The organism is Pseudoalteromonas sp. UBA6610 (assembly GCF_002433295.1).
GTDB lineage: Bacteria > Pseudomonadota > Gammaproteobacteria > Enterobacterales > Alteromonadaceae > Pseudoalteromonas > Pseudoalteromonas atlantica.
Map to the genome: position 1 here is coordinate 90,514 of NZ_DJHW01000141.1, position 21,527 is coordinate 112,040.

16 protein-coding genes are annotated in these 21,527 nt (G+C 38.1%); 7 read left to right on the top strand and 9 right to left on the bottom strand.

Annotation, left to right across the window (positions count from 1 at the left end; genetic code table 11):
• The 3 genes from B4F91_RS18885 to B4F91_RS18895 form a co-directional block, all read left to right on the top strand.
• Positions 1 to 1,839: TonB-dependent receptor plug domain-containing protein (locus tag B4F91_RS18885; RefSeq protein WP_288636182.1), on the top strand; the 1,839-nt coding region annotated here is incomplete at its 5' end.
• Positions 1,840 to 1,847: 8 nt separating this feature from the next.
• Positions 1,848 to 2,381, top strand: coding sequence for a YfiR family protein (locus tag B4F91_RS18890; RefSeq protein WP_286938604.1), 534 nt, complete (start codon positions 1,848 to 1,850; stop codon positions 2,379 to 2,381).
• 3 nt (positions 2,382 to 2,384) lie between these two features.
• Positions 2,385 to 4,418: a bifunctional diguanylate cyclase/phosphodiesterase gene (locus tag B4F91_RS18895; protein ID WP_286938603.1), complete on the top strand. Its 2,034-nt coding sequence runs from the start codon at positions 2,385 to 2,387 to the stop codon at positions 4,416 to 4,418.
• A 1-nt stretch (position 4,419) separates the two neighbouring features.
• Here B4F91_RS18895 and B4F91_RS18900 read toward each other — a convergent pair whose 3' ends face one another.
• The 4 genes from B4F91_RS18900 to B4F91_RS18915 all read right to left on the bottom strand — a co-directional run bounded on the left by B4F91_RS18900 (position 4,420) and on the right by B4F91_RS18915 (position 10,264).
• Complete coding sequence (locus B4F91_RS18900; protein ID WP_055255594.1) at positions 4,420 to 5,055, bottom strand: methyltransferase family protein; 636 nt, start codon at positions 5,053 to 5,055, stop codon at positions 4,420 to 4,422.
• 98 nt (positions 5,056 to 5,153) lie between these two features.
• The gene (locus tag B4F91_RS18905) at positions 5,154 to 8,081 is read right to left on the bottom strand and encodes a TonB-dependent receptor (protein ID WP_286938602.1); all 2,928 of its coding nucleotides are present in this window, start codon (positions 8,079 to 8,081) and stop codon (positions 5,154 to 5,156) included.
• A gap of 470 nt (positions 8,082 to 8,551) precedes the next feature.
• Positions 8,552 to 9,877 (bottom strand): methyl-accepting chemotaxis protein, encoded by a 1,326-nt coding sequence (locus B4F91_RS18910; RefSeq protein WP_248451909.1) that lies wholly within the window; start codon positions 9,875 to 9,877, stop codon positions 8,552 to 8,554.
• 132 nt (positions 9,878 to 10,009) lie between these two features.
• Positions 10,010 to 10,264 (bottom strand): YfhL family 4Fe-4S dicluster ferredoxin, encoded by a 255-nt coding sequence (locus tag B4F91_RS18915; protein ID WP_024032926.1) that lies wholly within the window; start codon positions 10,262 to 10,264, stop codon positions 10,010 to 10,012.
• A 259-nt stretch (positions 10,265 to 10,523) separates the two neighbouring features.
• On the opposite strand from B4F91_RS18915, the gene B4F91_RS18920 reads away from it, so the two are divergent.
• Both B4F91_RS18920 and B4F91_RS18925 read left to right on the top strand, forming a co-directional pair.
• Complete coding sequence (locus tag B4F91_RS18920) at positions 10,524 to 12,197, top strand: hypothetical protein (protein ID WP_286938601.1); 1,674 nt, start codon at positions 10,524 to 10,526, stop codon at positions 12,195 to 12,197.
• A gap of 123 nt (positions 12,198 to 12,320) precedes the next feature.
• Entirely contained in the window at positions 12,321 to 13,883 is a 1,563-nt protein-coding gene (locus tag B4F91_RS18925) for a tyrosine-type recombinase/integrase (protein WP_286938600.1), read from the top strand.
• A 130-nt stretch (positions 13,884 to 14,013) separates the two neighbouring features.
• Here B4F91_RS18925 and B4F91_RS18930 read toward each other — a convergent pair whose 3' ends face one another.
• From B4F91_RS18930 to B4F91_RS18950, 5 genes are all read right to left on the bottom strand, one after another.
• Positions 14,014 to 14,346 (bottom strand): cyclic-phosphate processing receiver domain-containing protein, encoded by a 333-nt coding sequence (locus B4F91_RS18930; RefSeq protein WP_286938599.1) that lies wholly within the window; start codon positions 14,344 to 14,346, stop codon positions 14,014 to 14,016.
• Positions 14,347 to 14,419: 73 nt separating this feature from the next.
• Positions 14,420 to 15,517 carry a cell division protein FtsZ gene (locus B4F91_RS18935; protein ID WP_286938598.1) on the bottom strand — a complete coding sequence of 366 codons (1,098 nt, stop codon included), beginning with the start codon at positions 15,515 to 15,517 and terminating at the stop codon, positions 14,420 to 14,422.
• Positions 15,518 to 15,591: 74 nt separating this feature from the next.
• Positions 15,592 to 16,566: a helix-turn-helix transcriptional regulator gene (locus tag B4F91_RS18940; protein ID WP_286938597.1), complete on the bottom strand. Its 975-nt coding sequence runs from the start codon at positions 16,564 to 16,566 to the stop codon at positions 15,592 to 15,594.
• Between the two features lie 15 nt (positions 16,567 to 16,581).
• Positions 16,582 to 17,499, bottom strand: coding sequence for an HNH endonuclease (locus tag B4F91_RS18945; RefSeq protein WP_286938596.1), 918 nt, complete (start codon positions 17,497 to 17,499; stop codon positions 16,582 to 16,584).
• A gap of 66 nt (positions 17,500 to 17,565) precedes the next feature.
• On the bottom strand, positions 17,566 to 19,587 hold the full coding sequence (locus B4F91_RS18950) for an AAA family ATPase (RefSeq protein WP_286938595.1): 2,022 nt from the start codon (positions 19,585 to 19,587) through the stop codon (positions 17,566 to 17,568).
• 225 nt (positions 19,588 to 19,812) lie between these two features.
• On the opposite strand from B4F91_RS18950, the gene B4F91_RS18955 reads away from it, so the two are divergent.
• Positions 19,813 to 20,454: a hypothetical protein gene (locus B4F91_RS18955; RefSeq protein WP_286938594.1), complete on the top strand. Its 642-nt coding sequence runs from the start codon at positions 19,813 to 19,815 to the stop codon at positions 20,452 to 20,454.
• 46 nt (positions 20,455 to 20,500) lie between these two features.
• Positions 20,501 to 21,427: a hypothetical protein gene (locus B4F91_RS18960; RefSeq protein WP_179808111.1), complete on the top strand. Its 927-nt coding sequence runs from the start codon at positions 20,501 to 20,503 to the stop codon at positions 21,425 to 21,427.
• Positions 21,428 to 21,527: the final 100 nt, after the last annotated feature.

Sequence of the window (21,527 nt, forward strand, 5' to 3'; positions counted from 1 at the left end):
GAGGCATTAAAAATGGTGCCAGGCCTTACCGTAAGACAACTTGATAACAATCAATGGGCTATTTCTGCACGCGGTGTTGCTTCACGGTATTCCAGCAAATTATTAGTAATGATAGATGGGCAAAGCCTATATACCCCCAAATTTGCAGCTGTGTATTGGGAGTCGTTGCATGTGCCTTTATACGATATTGAACGCATTGAGGTTATTCGTGGTCAGGGCGGGTTGTTATGGGGTAATAACGCAAATAACGGCGTGATCAATATCATTACTAAAAATAGCTTAGATACACGCAACACTTACGCTAAAGCAATTACAGGTAATCAAATAAATGCCGACATAAGCCTTCGCCATGGTGGTGATATTTCTGATATTGGTAGTTACAGGGGCTACTATAATACTAAAAATACCGCACCTTCTAAAAAAGGCAGCCGCATTAAACCTAATGACTTTACTAAACAGCACGCTGGCGGCTTTAGAGCTGATTTTACGCCAAGCGATGAGTGGTCAATCCTCCTGCAAGGGGATCATACTCACACAGAGCACGGCCAAAACCTTACTGGGGTAGTAGATGCGTCTAACCGCAGCCAGCAGTTTCCAACTATTGCAGATAGGCGCGATACGCGAATAATGACCCGTGTTGAGCATCGCCTTTCAGATAATGCAAACCAAATGCTGCAAATGTCGTGGCTTAAACAACATGGTGAACAACCCTATATAAATGAAGATTTTGAATCGATTGACGTTGATTATCAAATGAACTTTATTACCGGTGCACTCCAGGTAGATTGGGGGCTTAATTATCGATTTAATGATATTTCTTTTCAAGACAGCATTTTTATTAATAGCGATAAAGACCTAGAGGACCTTCATCAATACGGTGCCATGCTACAAGCGCAATACAGTGTTATTCCAGATACGTTAAACCTCATTGTAGGCACAAAAATAGAGCATAACGATTTAACCGGTTGGGAAAACCAACCCCTTGCCCGCTTTACCTATCAGCCAAATAGCGAGCATCTAGCGTGGGGTTCAATTTCACGAAGCGTGCGTATTCCTACATTAATTGAATTTAACGATAACTTTAGAGTAAATGGCCAAAAAATCTCAGACGTTATTGGCATGCAGTCGGGTATTGCTGAAATAGATCAATACCATATAGCTACATTTTTAAATGGTAACGATAACGTAAAAGCCGAAAATTATATCTCGTACGAGCTAGGCTACCGTATATCAAAGGCGGAGTGGTCTTTAGATGTTTCTGCATTTAATACGCAAGCGGATGATGTGGCCGTAATTAGCTTAAACCCTCATGTAGAACAATTTATACCTGCATTAAACTTTTACTTAGCCGGGGAAGTATCGCAAGCATTTGCGGCGCTTCAAACAACAAGCTTAGATTACGACTTTGTTTCAGTAGGTGAAACCACCACAACCGGCGGTGATTTATTGTTCTCGATGCAACTAATGGACGACTTAAGCAGCGAAGTTGGCTACAGCTATACAAAAATAGATTACGACTTACCTAATGCAACGCGCCCTACTATTGGCTACAACTCAGTAAACAGACAATTATTTACTAAACTGAATTACCAATTAAGTGAGCAGCATTCTATTTTTGCCACGCTAAGAGCCGAAAATTCAAGCACTTACAATACAGATAACTACACCGCTGTAGACCTTACATGGAACTGGAAAATAAACAATAACTGGGCCACAGCAGTATCAGGCAAAAATTTATTTGCAGGCTCACACATAGAATACGCCAATACTCGCGAAACATTTACGGTTCCTAATTACATAGACGAGTGTGTCACGTTTTCTGTTAGTGCAACATTTTAAGAGAGCCAATGCTTAAGCCTTTAAATCGATTGCTTTACCTATTTTTTTGCCTTGCGCTTTGTACAAGCTCAAGCGCGTTTGCGGTGCAAAAAGAATATGTGCTTAAAGCAGGCTTTTTATATAACTTTGCCCGCTTAGGGCAATGGAAATCTGCATCCGAAAACGGCTCCGACTTTTTAATTTGTAGCCCCGACAGCCAATTTATAGCAATAGCAAATGCCGCCCTAGAAAACAGAAAAGTACATAAACGCCACTTACGAAATAAACTAACTCCCCTTGAGACAACTGCACTTGAGGGCTGTGATATAGTATTTATTACTGATAATACCTATAACATGTGGTTAGATGCCCACCCCGCGCTTAATTTAAAAAATACAATGATAGTTGGCGAAACCGATGGCTTTATAGCCGCACAAGGACATATTCGATTTTTTCTTTCAAGTAGTAAGGTGCGCTTTGAAGTTGCCCCAAGCAAGCTTAAAAAGGCAGGCATTACTATGAGCTCAAAAGTGCTGCGCCTAGCACGTGTAGTTGAGGGGTAAATAATGAAAAACTACTTCTCACTCAACTCAATGAGTAAAAAGCTGCTGTTTATTTTAATGAGTGTTGCGCTTATTTCTACGGCTACGGTTACTGCGGTTTTTAGCGCCTATGAGCTAAAAACCGCAAAACAAGAACAAACACAAAGCCTAAAATCACTCTCGCAAATATTAGCCCCCAATATTAGTACTGCTTTAATATTTTACGACACCGCCGCAATAAAAGAGCTGATTGAGCCGCTATTAATGCGCTCCGATATTGTATCGGTAGAAGTGATAAACAATTTTAGCCAACAACTTGCAAGCGTAACATCGCCTAAATACAGCCAAGCAAGCTCAGCCCCGCATACAATAGAAGTAAAAACGCCATTAACAATAGACGCTCAACGCTACGGTACGCTGATTGTGCGCGCCGACGACAGCGACCTAAACGACAGAGCCGCTTTTTATGGCCGGTTTATTATTGTTTTAATGATTTTTAGCTTTATTTTAAGTTTGCTTGTATCGCTAATGCTCAGAAAACGTTTTTTAAACCCCATTTTATATTTAGCACAAACAGCAGAGCAAATTACCTCATCTAACGACTATAGCTTACGTGCAAAAGAGCTTTCAAAGGATGAAGTAGGTAAACTAACTAGCTGTTTTAATACCATGCTGCAAACTATAGAACAGCGCGATAACCTACTAGAAAACCAAGTAAAACGAAGAACAAAAGAGCTCGAAAATGCCAATGTTCAGCTGCATCAATATGCCTATCAAGATGGCTTAACCGACCTACCTAACCGCCGTTATTTTTATGAGCACCTGCAACAGCTTGTAAGCACACCTGAACAACCATTTTCTTTGGTATTTATTGATTTAGACGGCTTTAAAGAAGTAAACGATAGCTTAGGCCACGACTTTGGTGATTTATTACTTCACGAAGTGGCTAAGCGACTTCGCCGCTGCTTAAAACAGCAAGACATAGTGGCGCGCTTAGGCGGTGATGAGTTTACCCTAATACTAAAAGGAATAAGCGATACAACAGCGGTTTCGCACATTGCACACGATGTAATGAAAAGCCTGACCCGAACGATAACCATAAAAAACGAACATGTGCAGGTAACCGCGAGTATAGGCGTGGCGTTTTTTCCGCATGATGGCATATCGGTCGAAACCTTAGTTAAACGAGCCGACCAAGCGATGTATTTGTCAAAAAGTAAGGGGCGAAACAGGTTTGAGTTTTTCTCATACGAAATGGAAGAACTGGCGATTGAAAAGCGCCGCCTTATAGAAGAAATACGCATTGGCTTAAATAACAACCAATTTGAACTTTACTATCAGCCAATATGGGACCCCCATTCACGTACGCTAAAAAAAGCTGAAGCGCTGATCCGTTGGAACCACCCAGAGCGAGGCATTATTGGCCCTGTTGAGTTTATCGATATAGCAGAGCAAAATGGTTTGATAAAAGAGCTAGGCGAATGGGTTAAATCGCAAGCTGTTCGCGATGCGGTGCAGTTTAATAAACTAAGCTATACACCGGTGCAAATTAGTGTAAATACCTCGCCTTTAGAAATTGATCGCGACGGTATTTGGGTTACCCAATGGGTAGAGGCGTGCAAACTTTATAATTTGCCACCTCATACTATATTAATTGAGATAACTGAAAACAGCTTAATGGACCCAGATAACGCGATTCAGCACCATTTAAAACGCCTTAATGCGCTTGATATAGACATTGCCATTGATGATTTTGGTGTTGGGTACTCTTCGCTTGCGTACTTGCAGCAGTTAGACATTGATATACTTAAAATAGATCAATCGTTTATACAAAATATTGAAGCCAATAGCAGCAGTATAGCGCTAATTAAAGCCATTATTACTATGGCGCATAACTTAGGGGTAGAAGTGGTCGCCGAAGGGGTAGAAACACCAACCCAACAAGCACAATTAATCGCGTTGGGCTGTGATTACATTCAAGGCTACTTATATTCTAAACCGCTTTCAAAGCAAGATTTTATAAATAGCCATCTGCAAATAAAAGCAACCGTTGAATAACCTACAACCAGCGCGGTACGGTTTGCTTATATTTTAGGTAGTCATTATTAAAACGCGTGACTAAATGCGCTTCTTCAACGGCTATTTGTTTATAAAGCGCATATAAGCCCACAGCAAGGCAAATTAAGCTAAATAAGCTTGGTAATGCTAAAAAGAACCCCAGCTGAGCAGTTGCCACACCAACATACATAGGGTTGCGCGAAAAACTATATAACCCGGTAGTTTTAAGCGTTTGAGGCCCATTTGGGTCTATACCCGAGCGCCAAAGTGAGGCCATATGAAAATGAACAACCATACTGAGCACAAAGCCCGCCGTGAGCATAATATTGCCAAACATAACACCCGGCCACCCATTTAAGGTATAAAACATACCTAAGTAGTTATCGGTGGCAGGCACAAACACACGCAGCACACACACAAACCATATAGCAGCTCTAAAAAACTTAAACGCCATATGATTCCACCAGCTAGTACAAAACTTAGCGCCAGGAAAAATAACACCCGCAGGCGTTGAACGATTTTTATAAATAATTCTAACGGTGTAAAACCCCGCCACAAACGTATAAAAAAGCGCTAAATACACACGCGTAAACTCGATTAGCGAAGCAGAATCATCTATAAACGGTTGGTAACTCATTAATTTATTTTCTTCATCCTTTTATAATAATTTCATCATAATAGTCATGCTATTCATTAACAAGGTTAGTGTGCTAAAAACGTATAGTGGGCTTTTATTTAAAAACTATAATTTATACCCGCGTAGTAGCGTCTACCTGAGTAACTTGAACTTAATAAACGCGCTTCGCTATCATCACCTAAACGCGTAACAGTTTCCGATTTAGTTAAGTTAATAACAGAGGCTGTTAAACTTAAGCCATCAGATATATTAATGGCGGCATTTACATCAACTTGCTCGTAAGGGTCTTGGTATACATTTAAACCGCTGTTTAAGCCAAGTACTGTTTCACCGCGTTTATTGTACGACGCGCGAAGAGTAAAGTACTCGCCTTCGTAATAAGCGGAGGTGTTGTATTGGTATTTAGCGCTTCCTATTAAAGGTGATTGGCCAAATTCTTCACCATTTACACTTACATCGGCTTTATTGGTTTTGTTATAGGTGTAATTAGCATAAAAACCAAAACCACCTGCAAATGCATGTTGAATAAATACTTCGGCCCCTTTTGATACCGCATCGGTGCCGTTACCCACTGTGCTGTATGGCGCAACGGTAATTACACCGCTCTCTACTATATTTTCTTTGCCTGCAAACTCTTGCTGCATATCTATTACCAGCGGCACAACAAAGTTATCAACCTTTTTATGAAACAGCGCTAACCCCAATGCAGAGCCCTCGGCGTAATAATATTCAATAGATAAATCGGCCTGCACTGATTCAAAAGGTTTTAAATTTTTATTACCGCCACTGCCACTAAAGCCTGCAAGCTCGTTGAATGCTGCTCTGTCTTCTGCCCATTCATTAGATACAAACGTAATACGCTGCTGCGAGCCTAAATCGCTGTAATCTGGTCGCGCCATCACTTTAGCAATAGCGCCTCTAATTACTAAATCGTCGGTGGCATCCCAGGCTATGTTAAAGCTTGGTAGAATTTGTGTGTCGGTGTTTTTTTGTGTAACCAACTGATAGTCTTCTACAAAACGCGCATCGCCAGTTACCGGCTCGCCTGTTTCATCATTGGTGTGATCAAGTTGATAAGTATATAAATCGGTAGAAGAGGTTAATGTTTTAGTTTGTACTACGCGCACACCTAAATTACCTCTTACTTCACTAAATTCAAAATCGCCTTGAATGTAAAACGCTGATATTTTTTCTTCAATATCGTATACAAAGTTATCTTCTATGCGGGTATAAGGCGTGTAGTTGTCGGTTACTAAATCTCGGTATTTATCCCAATCTATGCTGGGCATTTGGTTTATATTAAACCCGCCAACTATATTGGTTTGATTAATAAACACATCCTCGGCAAGTGGCATACCGCCATTCCATTGGTAGCTATCAAATTGCGTTATACCTTGCTCACTCGCTTCACCTGCAGCAATATCAAAGTTAGGATCTAAAAAAAACGTATTACCGGTCTCGCGGTGTAAGTTGGCATGGCGATATTTAGCCCCGGTTCTAATCGTTTTTAAAAACCCCCAATCAACATAAAAGTCGATGTCGGCTTGATAATAATCCTCTTCGAGTTCGCTGCGCACAAAGCTTGAATTTGACGAACCAGCATCACGCCCGCCGCCCAAGCCACTTTGCAAGTTAGCTAATGTGTTGGGGTCAATACTCAGCGATACATTATTTTTATTTAAAGACCACGCAGCGCTTTGCGATGCATTTTGAATAACGGTTTCGTTTTCACCGGCGTTTGAGCTTTTATAAGCGGCTTCCCAGCTTTCTTCAGGGCCGCCCTCAGATTGAGTGTTACCAATAACAAAGCGGGCTTTAAAGCTATCGCCTTCATAGGTTAAATTAAAATCGATAGTATCGGAGGTAGACTCTTCTCGTACATAACTGCCACGCATCCACGGAAATTGCATATCGTTTTCAACACCGCTAGCACTGGCATTGTATTGCATACCCGTTGCAATGGAGCCTGTTTCATCCAAGTTTACTGCGGTTAAAAAATCAGGATTGAGTGACCACTCAGGAATATCAATGACTGATTCGGTTCTGTCTTGTCCGAGTGTAAAGCCAAAGTAGTTAAATCCTAGTTCTAAGCGATTAGTCGGGCGCCATTGTGTACTAAATTGAATACCTTCACGCTCACGTTTTTCATTAAGCACTGAGCCACGTACAACTTGCGGAAACCACACGCTATCATAACGATTACCGCTGGCATCACTTATCGTATCCCAACCGTTATTGTTATCAACGGCATTTCCATTAATATCAGTCGGTTGACCGCCACCCGTGTAACGCCATACATTTGCATCGGTGCTGCCTGTTAAAGTGCGATTAGTACGCTCTTGATAGGTATAACCCACTAATACGCCAAAGGTGTCGTTGTCATTTTTCCACGAATATAAGCCACTAAATTGCGGCTCGTACTCTTTTGTCACATCGGCGTAAGTAGATTCAACGTTAAATACACCTGAGTTTGCCTCCATGCTTAAAGGCTTGCGGCTATGCATTAATACTGTGCCGCCCACGCCGCCTTCATCTAAACGCGCTTCGGGCGATTTATACACTTCTACGCTTTCTATCATGGCAGAAGGCAGTAAAGTGTAATCGAACGAGCGTGAAGGCTCCCCAGGTGATGAGGCTATAAAATTGCCATTAAGCTGAGTAAATGTGAGCTCAGATGATAAACCACGAATACTCACCGATGCCCCTTCTCCGCCATCGCGTTCAATAACAACGCCAGGTACTCGCTGCAACGAATCCGCTACATTTTTATCAGGAAATTTGCCAATATCTTCGGCTGTAATTGCATCCACCACAGAGCCAGACATACGCTTAACATCTAAGTTCTCAGCCATGCTTGAGCGTATACCCCGTACCTCAATTACTTCCATATTTTTTTTAAGCAGAGTTTTAGCGTTTTGTGAGGCAGCATCATCAGCTAAGCTAAATGGGCTTGAGGTAATAAGTGATGCGCAAAATAAAGATTTATATACTTTAGATAAAGGGTAATGACGTAGGCAATTAATCATTTTTTACAGCTATTCCATTTACATTGCTTAGGCTAAGCAAATCAGTGATCCATTAGCGTATTGCAGTACGTAATGGCAAATTGCTGCAAAGTTTACATGGCGAAACTTAATGTATTTTTAACGCCTGGCTTAATTTAGTCTCAACTGTGGTTAAAAAATAACTCACACCTCACTATTTAACCTTATTAGGGTTTATGCACCCGTTTTTAAGCTATTTAATGCTACCTAAAGTGGAAATAACCCCTTGTTATAAAAATATTACCCGCCGCTTTACTTAAGCTGAACTCCGATTAAGAGATTTACTAACAGATTGAATTCCAGTGATGGTAAAATTTATTTTTTCTAGCCAGAGATAGGTTTATTTTCCACAGTTCAAATTACTTAATATGTGCCGGTACGCACTCTTGTTAAAGCAAAAAACCGCTTTCGCGGTTTTATTTTATGCTTGTTGTTTTAAGGTATTTACTCAATCAGTTATTAGAGTTTAATTGGCTGGTAAATTGCCCTACCGCATTAACCACTTTTTGGGCTCCATCTTGAATTTCTGCCATAACCTCACCCGACTCTTTAGAAAGCGCTAAACCTTGCTCTGCTTTTTCTTTGCCTTGCTCAATAACCGCTACCGTACTTTGGGTTTGTGACTGATTACGCTGTACCACTTCCACAATTTCTTCTGTTGCTTTTGATGTTCTTGACGCTAAATGCCTTACTTCATCAGCAACCACAGCAAAGCCGCGCCCTTGCTCTCCTGCACGCGCGGCCTCTATAGCAGCATTGAGTGCAAGTAAGTTGGTTTGCTCTGCAATACTACTTATGCTTTGTACTATGCTCGCTATTTGTTGAGATTGTTGATCCAGCGCCGAAATTTCATTAGCTGCTTGCTCCATGTTTACAGCCAGCTCGTTCATAACAGATACGGTTTCTTGTAATACGCAGCTGCCACGCTCTGCGGTTTTATCTGTTTCTGTAGAGGTGCCATAGGCTATTTCGGCTGCTTGCGAAATAGCAATTTCACGGTTTACTTGCTCAGTAATTACGGTGGCAAATTTCATTACCTTATAAAGCTGATCCGCATCATTTGATATAGGGTTGTAGGTGGCTTCTAACCAAATTACATTGCCATATTTATCTATGCGTTTAAACCTGTCGGCAATAAATTGGCCTTGCCTAAGCTTGCTCCAAAACTGTTGGTATTCAGCCGAATTAGCTTCTTCGGTTTCACAAAACACCCGGTGATGCTGGCCAATTATTTCTGATTCACTGTACCCCATGGCTGACAAAAACTGATCGTTTGCCGTTAACACATGCCCCTGTAAATCAAACTCAATCACAGCCATAGAGCGATAAATCGCTTTTATTGTGTCGCTTTGTTCTCGAGAGGTTGTAATGGTTTTAGTAAGTACAGTGCCAAACACCGAAAAATACAATAATTGATTTTGCTCACCCACCACTGGGTGCACAATTAATCTTAGCCACTCTGCATTACCATCTTGGCGAACAAATTCAATAGCCCCACTCCAGTGGCCTTCTTTTTGGAATGCTTTTTCAAGTTCTTCGTATTCAGGTGATAACCGCGACTGATCAGCAATAAAATCGCCTAGCTGATTATTTGTTAAATTATCTTCGTTATAACCTAATGCGTTTAAAAAGTTATCGTTAGCATGCGAAATTCGCCCATCATAAAGTACATTAAGTACCAGCATTTCTTTGTAAAGCCCTTCCCACACTTGCTCTAAAGGGTACAACTGGGCTTTTAAAGCGGCTATTTCGTTTTGCTTACCTTTTGAAAAAAACATTAATTTCCCTACCAAAAAACACTAAATCAAGTTACTTCCAGTATAGGAGGTATTAATGATAACGCGATAATTAATAAGTAGTTTAAGCTATTTTTTTGCTAAAATTGTAAGCATATGTTCCTTTTTATGTGCTCAGCCTTCACTTTCAACTAGGTTTACATACTTTTGTGCGAGCTGCTCAAGTGACTCCCTATTTAAAGGATCGCTTTTAATGCAATTAATAGGGCACACTATGACACACGTTGGTTTATCGTAATGCCCCACACATTCAGTGCACTTATCTGGGTCTATTTGATAAGTTTTTGACCCCATAAAAATCGCGCTGTTGGGGCACTCATCTACACATACATCGCAGTTAATGCATTTATTATTTATAAGTAAAGCCACTTTGTAGCCCTTTCAATTAAAATTATTTAAAAACAATAGGTTAAGAAAATAAAAAGTATTTATAGGCTATTTTTTAATCCGTATTAGTTTAATAAAAAACCACTATTTTTTATTAAATCGTAGCACACATTCGTAACACACTTTTTTGTTTTTAGATGTGAGCATCAACCGCAAATTATGCCTACTTTTCTTTGTTGCTTTGTTGATTTAAGTCAATAGAAATCGCCGTAAGGCTTTTATTTCTTTAGGTTTTATCAAAATGAAAAAATCATTATCAACGCTTACAAAAGCCCAATACACCAAAGCTAAACTAGAATGGAAACAGCTAAAGGCGCCTTTTTCTATGCATAATATAAATCGGTGTGCTACGCTGGCCAAAAAAATCATACTTCATGAAGAGGAATGTGATTTAAAACAAGGCGTTAAAACAAATCGCACTAGGCGATTGTCAAAATATGACGCGCAACACCACATTCGACTAATTTTTTCCAAATCTGGTAATGTCATTTACTATTCTAACTTCCCTAAAACCTCTGACATAGCAAATACAAAGTTAGGTGAAACGCCCGAATTAACAATAACAAAAGCATGTAAGCTTACTGCTCAAATGCAGGAGGGAGTATTAAACAACCACACTGTTAAAACAGTTTTTAATGCTTACGAGAAAAGCCTAATTGAGCGCCATAACACTGCGCCGACAAAGTTTGCAGCGTCATCTCTTAAAACATACCAATGCATGTTGAAAAAACTCAGGCAACATTTTCCACTTAATCAATCATTTAAATCACTTACAGCGGGCGAGTTAGAAAAGATTATTGATCGCATTATTGTGGCAGAGTCAAATACTCAGGCAATCGTACTTTTTGCACAAATTAGGAGGGTATGGAAATTTGCCAAAAACAAATTTAACTCTGGTAAAAATCCAGCAACTGACATTGATGACTTTTATGTATCTGACCGAGTAGAAAGCCCTAGACCTTGCCAAGCATATACTGATCTCGATTCGATAGCTGAATTATGGATTAACCTGGCATCAGCGCCAAATATACATCAAAAGAACGCTGCTCGATTTATGATTTTAACAGGTATACGCCCAATCAACATTCCGCAGATGAAATGGGAGTGGCTCAATAGTATCGATTTCCCTACGTTAATTACCTTTCCAGCATCCGTTGTTGGTGTGCGTGGCGAAATGAAAAACCAAAAAGAATACAAGTTGCCATTAACCAAAGCTATGCGTGCGATTATTTTGGAACAAAGAGCGTGGATGGAAAATGCGCTTCCGAACTGTAATCCTACTCATATATTTCTTCAGCCACGGGACGTTAGAAAGCCATTTGCAAAAAGATCGTTAGATAAGGTGATAAAAGATTATTCACCCGTTGATGCAGTAAAAGGTGATCAAAGAAATATTGTAATGAAAGGATCTGCTGGAGCCTTTTGCACAATGTGTCGAAGCTTTTTTAAATCCAACACAAAAGCGATTATGGTTGATAACGGCTACCATTTTAGACATGCAGAAGAACTAACCCGACTAGCGCTTCATCACCTTAGAAAAAACGATGATCCGAATGGGCTTAACTATGATAGGTCTGAAGAGTTATTTGGAACCTCTACAAAATTAAAATTTAATGTTTTTAAAATTCATGAAGTAAGTATTTTGAAAAGAGCGAAGGAGCTTGAAAGCCAAAAAATGAGACTTACCGGCATGCAAAGTAATCAAGCTAAAAATCTTAAAGAAAATAACGTAAAAAAAGCCCTGAGAGATAGAATTAAAGCTTATTTAGTTTACAAAGGTAGCTATGTAAATTTCATCAACCAGCCACTTGGAGACACTGGAAGGACAACAAAAGATTTAATATTAACAGCAGAGGGAAGAGCTGTCGTTGAGAGATATTTAAATGCCCAAGAGGCCAAAGCAAAAAATAATTAAAAAAAGTTTAATTTCGACTTACCAAAGTTTTTGTAAAAAAAACTAATTTCATATCATTGCCTTATTAGAGCGATACCTCATCAATTATTTGAGGATTTTAACTTTTTTAAGGTTTTTATATTAATGGCAACATCAGTATTAAATTCAGTAAAACCATGTGAGGTCACGATTAAAAGTCGTGACCTTTGCATGGCTGAATTTAATGCATTTAAGCCACCGTACAATGACGAGTCAATGGAAGAGCTAGCCAGTCTTGCGACTATTATATTGGCGCAAGAAAAAGGAAAAAGACTTTCAAAATATCAACTTAAAGATCAAATAAGAATTGTCTTCCAGCATGATGGCATTATTAAATTTTTTACTCATTTTAAAAAAGAACATGGCATAAAAAACACAAAGATTGGTGATTCTAATGATATGAGTTTTTCAGCAGCGAAATTAAAAGCGGCCGAAATATACAAAAAGAACACCTCTAATTACACATTCGAATTTGTAGTGAGTAAACAAATAGAAAACTTACAGGCAATTAATAAACATAGCCCTAGCAAGTTAGCTGAAACCACAGTAACAACATACACCTCTTACCTTAATGCAATTCAAAATGCATTTGGTAAAAATACGTTATTTCAGACTATTACGCCTGAGATAATAGAAGCAACGCTTGACCAACTACTAACAGAGAAAAGTGGTCCGCATGTGGCTAAGCTATTCGAGCAGATGAAAAAACTGTGGGTGTTCGCAAAAAATAAATATAATAACGGCACTAATCCATTCCCAGAGGTAGACAATAATTATATATCTTCTAGAACGGCGAAGCCTATTCCTTGTAAGGCATATACTGAAATATCTCTAATTTCTCAGCTATACATAAACCTAAAAACAGCTAAAAATAATACATTAATAAATGCTGTTCTGTTGATGATGTTTACAGGGCTAAGGCCTATAAATATTTGCAACCTGCGTCTGTCGTATATAGATGATTTAAATAATCCTAAATTTTTAACGTTTCCTGAAACAACCCATACCACTCGCGGTGCTATGAAAAACCAAAAAGAGTTTAAAATACAACTCACACCCGAGATGAAAAAAGCAATACAGCAAGAGTTAAAATTAAACCCAGACATAAACCGCACCTACTTATTTTGCAAGGTTAAAGACAACTCAAAACCCATTAGTAAAGAGAGTTTAAACCGAACTCTTAAATATCATGCGCCAAAAGACATGGTAGCGGCCCCGCGAGATAACATAAATATAAAAGGCTCAGCCGGAGCATTTCCAACACTACTTCGCAGCTTCTTAAAGTCACATATGAAAGAAGTGCTAACTAAAAAAATTGGGTCATCAACAATTGCTGAAATTGAGTCCAAAAAAATGCTTCATCACTCTGTTTCAGATCACGATCCGATGAGTAAACATTATGACCACTCGAATAAAATATATAACACTGATATTAAAGCACTTTATAAAAACTTTTCCCTATTTGAGAAGGAAGTACTCAAAGAAGTAAAAATACAGGCTAGGTTAAAAAACAAAACGACTAAAAAATCATTTTTAAAATTAGATTATTCAAATAAATTTATCGCCAAAGTCAAAAGCACAGTAAGTGATTATTCCACTATCTGGGGTAATATAGTTCAGCAAACCCAAAAGCTTAAAAAGAGCCGCCCTATGCAAATATTAGAGTAGTACTTACATATTGCTATACAACTTTGTCTTTGATTACAAAACCTATAAAGGGCTTTACTAGGTGGTGCAGATTGATTTCTTCTAAAAGCAGGGGTATCAAAAATATCCGATGCTTTTCGCTCAGTGGCGATCACTTTAGAACGTGACTCATTTGTAGTGTCATCAAGCATTGATGCCTAGCCAGTAAATTAATTTGTGCAATTGCGCATTCCATTTTAATTCGTGCTGAGCTATTGGCTGAATGAACGGCTATTGTTGGTGGTACAAAGCCATCAATAAACACTGCCCGCTCAATCCAAAGTAAAACGTCATAGCCAGTGCCTTTGTTATCATTACCTAAATCATGATCAAGGCTGAGCTGTTTTACTTTGCCGCTCTTCAAAAATGCAATCACTTCATCAGGCCAATAGGCTCGTAACCAACCGGCTGATGTTTCTCTTTCATCATCTAAATATACGTTCATAGGTATCTCACTGAAAAATGTTTTCAGACTCTGAAAGCAATAACTAACAACCCTTTAAGCTATATAATAATAGTTATTTTCCAGATGGTGCTGGAGCTTGGTTACGTATAAACGCTGGTATGTCAAAAATATCAGAAGCTTGAGGTTTAACTCTTGCAGCTGGCGACTGTTCGACTTCGCTACTAGGCGCATTATTGAAAGGTTCAACAATCATCTTAGCGCTTGCACCGGTTGCGATGATCAACAGCTCATAATTGGTCGATAAGCTTTCTATTTTTGAAACACCACAAATAACTAAAGCATTTGAGCTTACTTGCTGACGCACTGTATCGGTAATAAGATTATAACTACCCAGTGAAATTTCATCTTTGCAATTTACTTGTATTATTACACCCGTACTTGATGACATATCAACTTGATTAACCAGCGGATTGTTAAGTGCCCCATCAAGCGCAGTAGTAAGCTCGCTTTCTTCATCGCATTTACCAACACCTAGTACAGCATCACCCTGACAATCCATAATTTTGGCAAAATCGTTTAAATCAATATTAATAAGCCCTTGAAAACAAAGCATGTCTATTAATGATTTTATCAGTGAGTGAAGTATTTGGTTTGAGTGTTTAAACGCATCGAATAACCCTATATCGTTACCAAGCACTTCAATCAGTTGGTCGTTTGGGAGCGTAATAACAGCATTAGCATGCTCTTTAAGCTCATTTAAACCTGCTTGCGCTATATTATTTCTAAACTGCCCTTCACTACTAAATGGCAATGTAGAAACAAATATAATGGGTTTACCTTGTTCACTAGCAAGTTGTGCAATATACGGACTTGCGCCAGTCCCAGTACCACCACCCAATCCTGTTGCACAGAGTATTATATCGCAGCCATTAATTAACGTTAAAAGCTGCTCTTTACTTTCTTCCGCAGCTTGCAGTCCAACTTTGGGATCTGCCCCTGCACCATACCCATGAGTGAGCTCTGCACCTATCAGTACTGCTTCATCACTCTGTGTATGTTCAAGTACCACTTTGTCGGTATTAACGCTATACAAGTGCGCCTGCTCAGACTCGCGCTGTTCAAAAATACTGTTAAGCGTATTACAGCCACACCCACCAATACCAAATACACCAATCGATAAACCATCATTTTGTTGAATTAATTGAAACATAATCACTCCTTAACTTTTAAAGGAGCATAACAAATAGGTGCGTCAATTTTTGACGCACCTAAACTTTAAATTAATCAAAGGTAGTTTGCAGTAGCCGCTTTAAGCTTATGAACAATTCTTTGCCGCAGCTTTTCAGGTTTAATAACCTCAAGCCAATGAGCACATTGAAATAGCTCATCGGTTAGTTGTTCTGTATCAATAGTTTGGTAGGTAAGTAATACACTTTTTTCATCAATATGTTGCTTGTCAATCAGCTCGCCAAGTTCAATAAAACCTTGATTAACTGCAGAGTGGTTAGGCACTTTTACAATTAACTCGATCGTTTCTTGCTTCATACCTTTATTAATCGCACTGCGTAATGACTTTAACTGCTCAGTGCTTGGATCTCTTCGTGTTTTTTGCAGGATATGAATATTGCGAATGCGATAAATCGGCATTTGATAGCATTTATCGTGAAGCGACCCCACCATAAACTGCGCCATCAACACACCGCCTTGCTCAACTAAGTTGTAAAAACTCAACTCAGCAAACTTCAACCAATGTGCTTCATCGTAAAGTACCCTATAAAGTTCAGCGCTCACTGCACGCTTATGCTTAATCGCATGCTCAATTTGTGCCACTAACTGAGCATCAATATTCACTTTTAACGAAGGCTTAGGAAGGGTTGCAAGCCAGTCAGGTACATGCCCATTAAAACGTTTAAGCGCCTGCTCTGCTTTAATATGCACTGACTGCTTAACATCACTGGGGGTCGAGTGTGGTAATAACTGCTCCAACAATAAATAATGTTCAGCCACTTCACTGCCCATAATTTTAGCGCTACCACCTCGCCACTGCGCATTAATAGACCAACCATATGGTTTACTGCGGGTATCTTTTTCAAGCCCAAAGCAACCTTGCTCGTAAAGTGATTGTAGGTCTCGCTGGAGCATGCGGATGGGGAACTCAAAGCCACGTTCAACTAACTTTTTCTGTAGCTGTTGAGTCGAGATAGAGCTTGGCGCTTTGGGCACAAGCTCTAAAATTGAAATGTGACGCTGTAAATTCATTAATAAACTTTTATATCAACATGCAAATTTGTATTTTCGTCGGTGGCACTTCATGTATTCGTGTGTTTCTGGAGGCATATTAAGTCGCATACTTTTATCAATCGATAATTTATTTAAATCTGATTCGCTTATCAAGCCTGATATCAAGATAAAACCATTCGAGTCAAAGCTTATCCAACCTTTATCAAATAACGCATCTAAATGTGCTGCAAGCAGTAAGCCATTGAATGGGTCTATTCTTTCGTGGGCCTCAGCATCGCGCCAAGCCTTGATATGTGAAGCGCGCAGTAAATCTCTGCATTTTATGCCTGTTAGTGCGCAGCTATTATTCCAGATTTTATCTAAAGCAGATCTGTATTTTCCTTGCCCAATTCTGACCTTAACAAGTGCATCTCTCTCTGTATCTGTAGTATTACTTAATCTATCAATATTATTAATAAATTCATTAATATATTTTTCTGGCTCTTCTTGCTCAAACTTATCATTGTTTGACAGTGGAGCAATCACATTTGTTTTTATTATGTTTAGTAATTCATCGTACTTACTCTGATTATCTAAATCAGCTTCAAATAATATTCTATGTTTTAGTTCATTATCCTCTTCAACAAATAAATTCTGAATACTTTTAGGTATATTTTCTGATTGAGGTAGCGTTACTGTTATTGTACAGCCAATTTGTTTGCAACGAATACTCAGCCTAGAGCCTACTGAATCTTTGCCGTACTTAAAAACATGGCTCGATTCTCGGTTAAACCAACCGAACTCAACACCTTCAACTCTATATTGATCGCAAAAGTCTATTATCTCTAATACTAGCTTGTACACTTTTGGATTAGCTTCAAGCCATTTTCTTGCCGCTTCCCTTTGGGATAAGTCGGGTGTTCTTTTGGTTTTTTTTAATTTTGATAAATCTGATCTTTTCGTATCACTCATAACTCTTTCCCTTTTAGTTTATAACTTTAAATACAATGCTTTATAGTAGAAAAATATGTTACAGATTCAAATAACAAACCCAATCTTCTGCTTTCCGCCTTCTTTAAGATCGTTTTGTTCTTGTAAAATCGATAACATTCGCTCTTGAGTCATGCGCTTTTTTGAAAACTTCATTTGCCTTTTTACAATCGCAAAGTCACCAGGTGTAAGCTTTGTAAGCTTGTATAACTCATGCATTAGGTGCTTATTTAACACTCCTGGGCCTAATGTATCTTTAAATAATTGCTTAGCCTGTACCGGAGTCAAATAGGTTAAATTTAAATTAAAATCAAATCGCCTCATTACCGCTTTATCTAAATTTTTAACAAAGTTAGTTGCAGCAAAAAGTGGGAGTTGAAATTGCTCCATATAACATAGTAATTCATTAACTGTTTGCACTTCCCAATTTGCCTTCGCTTGTTCTCGGCTGCACAACAAACCATCAGCCTCATCAATAAATATCGCACTTCCTTCTTGTGTAGCTCGTTTAAATAGTTGAGCAATATTTTGCTCACTTTCGCCAACCCACTTGCTTAATAAGTCAGATGCTTTGACTGAAATAAGTTTAAAATCCGCTTTTTCGCATAAATAATTTACAAAAGCTGTTTTACCTGTGCCTGGTGGGCCAGTTAGCAGAGTTCGTGAACTCGAATATTCAATTACAGCCTCTTCTACCTGTTCTAGCGATGCATACTCAGACTCTATATTCACCATTTTAGGATTAAACTTTTGCGCTGCTTGATAAGTTAATTCGTGAGCCGAAAAGCCGCATGCAGTTAAAGTATCTTGAATATTCTCTTCTATGCAGTCACGCGCGGTTTGTGCTTTAAATCCGCATAACCTAGCTACATGAACAGCTTTAGCAATATGAGCTGGCAATAAGTTTTGTTGGGCAGCTAATTTACTTATAAAACTGTTACCAACACTCAAACCTTTAACATATTTGCCAATCATTTTTTCTTTAGTTGTTTTGTTTAGCTCAGGAATTTCGTAAACAATATTAAATCGCCTAATAACGCTCTGTGGTAACTCTTCTAGATGATTAGTGATCCAAATACTCACTACAGGGTGATTTTCAATGTAAGTATGAAGTAACTCCTTTGAGAAACTTTTAGAGAATAGATCACGCTCAAAAACATTTTCACATTCATCCAGTAACAGCATTGTTTTTTTACGCTTGCCAACCAACTTACTCACCACATTAAAGTGCTCTAAACGCAGCTCAGAGCTTGCGCTTCGGCTATCGAGCTCGTTTGTTGGGTTTATTAAATTACTACCTTTAGCTTGCACCTTTAGCAACTGCGAACCACAGGCTTGCGCTATATATTTCGCCAATGAAGTTTTACCCGAACCTGGTACACCATAAAATAAAATACTCAATGCTTGCCCACCCGTCTTAGTCGCATTTTGCGTAGCTTTAAGCAAAGTATTTAAATCTAAGTGAGATAAATCAGCAGCGCTAAGTTCAGAAGCTTCACAAGGGGTAACCAAGTTAGATAAAATATCACTTTCACCATTTAACTTACCCTCGAGAAGACTTTTAGCAATTGCGTTTGGTAATATTAAAAACTCATCTTCCCCAGCAAATATCTCCATATCCATTGAATACATGCCAGATTCAATGATTAATCCAATTTGCTTGTTGAGTAGTGCTTCATCAATACCAATCACATAAGCTATTTTTTCTAAAATAACGCTCGCGTAATCGTCACGTAAGTATTCGACAAGTTCGCGCAATGGCTTACTGAGCGTCATGCAACACGAAAAAATAACTAATGGAGTTACCGCTTTTGGTAGATCAAACGCTTTACAAAATATATGCACATTTTTTTGTAACGTTTTAGGCATTGTGTTTAATGCTAAATGATCTAATCGCAAGATCAAATCATCAGCATCTAAGCCCTGTAAATTTGTATAGCTAAAGCCCGAAACGTTACATAAAGCCTTTTTAAATAGCTTATCTTGCCAAAGCTCTTCTACGTCGAACTCTTCTAATAATTCAGTGGAAAAGTGTACCACAATACGTTTTAATTGAGGGGTTGTGTTCATGCTATGTACCTAGTTATTGTTAATCAATGAGTACATAGTAGCTGGGTGAAATATTTTTAGATCACGTAAGAAAAGCAAACACAAAACGGCATAAGCCATTGAACTTAAAGTAAATAAAAAAGTTTTTTCTTTTTTATTTAGAAAAACAAACGTAAAAAAATAAGTGTTTGTTTTATAATGAATATTATAGCAATATACTGACTATAACGTTGAAATGGACTTTATATGGAAGAAGTAAATTTAAAACCAGGCTCGGTAGATAACCCTATTGTTTTAAAGAATAAGCATCAAAATACTAAGCTCACTCAAAAGCATCTAAAAAATAGTAAAATCTATATACATAGACCACTACTGCAAAAATATACTAAAAATAACAATGGTGAGAAAGGGTTTTCTTTTGACAAGGCTCCCGATAGTTTTGAATCTTTTACCAATAACGTGATTTCAAATCCCAATTTGAAACCTATTGATATTAAAGTAGCTTTAGGATTATTTAATATCTTAGATCAAATCAGTGCAGGTGAAGGAGTTGTTTTTATTTGCAGTACAAATGAACTTGTATATCAATATTATGGTGAAGATAATTTAGAGGTTCACTTTACAAATATGCACACCGCCGATATTGAACTGACTCCGCTTCATGAACTCATATCAAAAAAGCTCAACTCAAAAATTAGTAACGACAGCTTAAACAAGGTTTTAATTAGACTTGATAGCTTTCACTATATAAATGTCATGCCCATTACTTACCAAAATTCGGAACTTGGTATCAACGATAAATCATTAAAAAAAGGAAAAGCATATCTAAAATTTATAGAGATTAACGATATGATGAACTCTAAATGCTTAGAAAAAATTTGGATTTAGGGAAGCATTCAAACTTTATTTAGAATACTCACGAAGGACACAAAATATGAACATAGATGAATCAAAATTATCAAGCAGTGAATTAGCCTCAGATTGGTTTAGAGCTAATCCCCTTTTTGTTGACCCTAGCAATCTATTAGCTATTCATATATCTACCTATTATAAAGCGGGTGCCAAAAAGTGGCGTAAAGATTCACCAGTAAAAATAGTCTTTGGTAGCAATGGAGAAGCTGGTCGTATTTCTGTGACTCCAAAGCCTATTCAAAACGAAATAAAAGTAAGATTTGTCCCTTTAAATAAAGAGGATCAAATAACCTCATTTATTAATGAAAGCAAACCGCAATCTGTCGATATTTCAATTTCAAAAGGTCAGAGTAAAGAGCTTCCTACGATTGAATTAGTTACAGCAATTAGCCAAAAATCATTAACTGAATCTTTGAATGTGATAGATCAGATTATTAATAATTTTGACTTTAGAGACTTCGATAAAAAAAATCTAGTATTTGACACTATGAATACTATTAATGCAGAAGCTTTTCAAGGAGCTATTAATGCGAGTGAAATAAGGAGGAAGTACCCCGAATACAGTACGATGGTTTTAAATGAAGCCAGAATGGAAAAGCACTTTCAAAAATGGTTACAAAGTAAAGATATAGAGAGTACGGTACAAGACCGTGATGGCTTATTTCGTAGAGATGTTACTTTCACAAAAGGCAATACTTACATAATTGCAGAGTTAAAATACACAAGTTCAGCTAGACAAGACATTGAAGCTGCAATAGGCCAATTACTGAGATACCAGTTGCATCCATTAGCACAAAAACCAGGTGATGAATTATTAATAGTTTCCGGTAACATCCCTAAAAAAGAGGATATTCAATGGTTTAAACTTATCAAAGAGAAACTAAATTTACCTTTATCTTTCTTATATGAGTCAAAATCTAAAGACTGTTTTTTAGGAATCGAAGATTAATACTTAAAAAAGTCTAAATGTGAGCTCGATTTAAAAATCAAGCTCTACATCCATTTTGTCTAAAGCCACCTTCAGACTAATGCCAGTCAGTTAAGCTGAC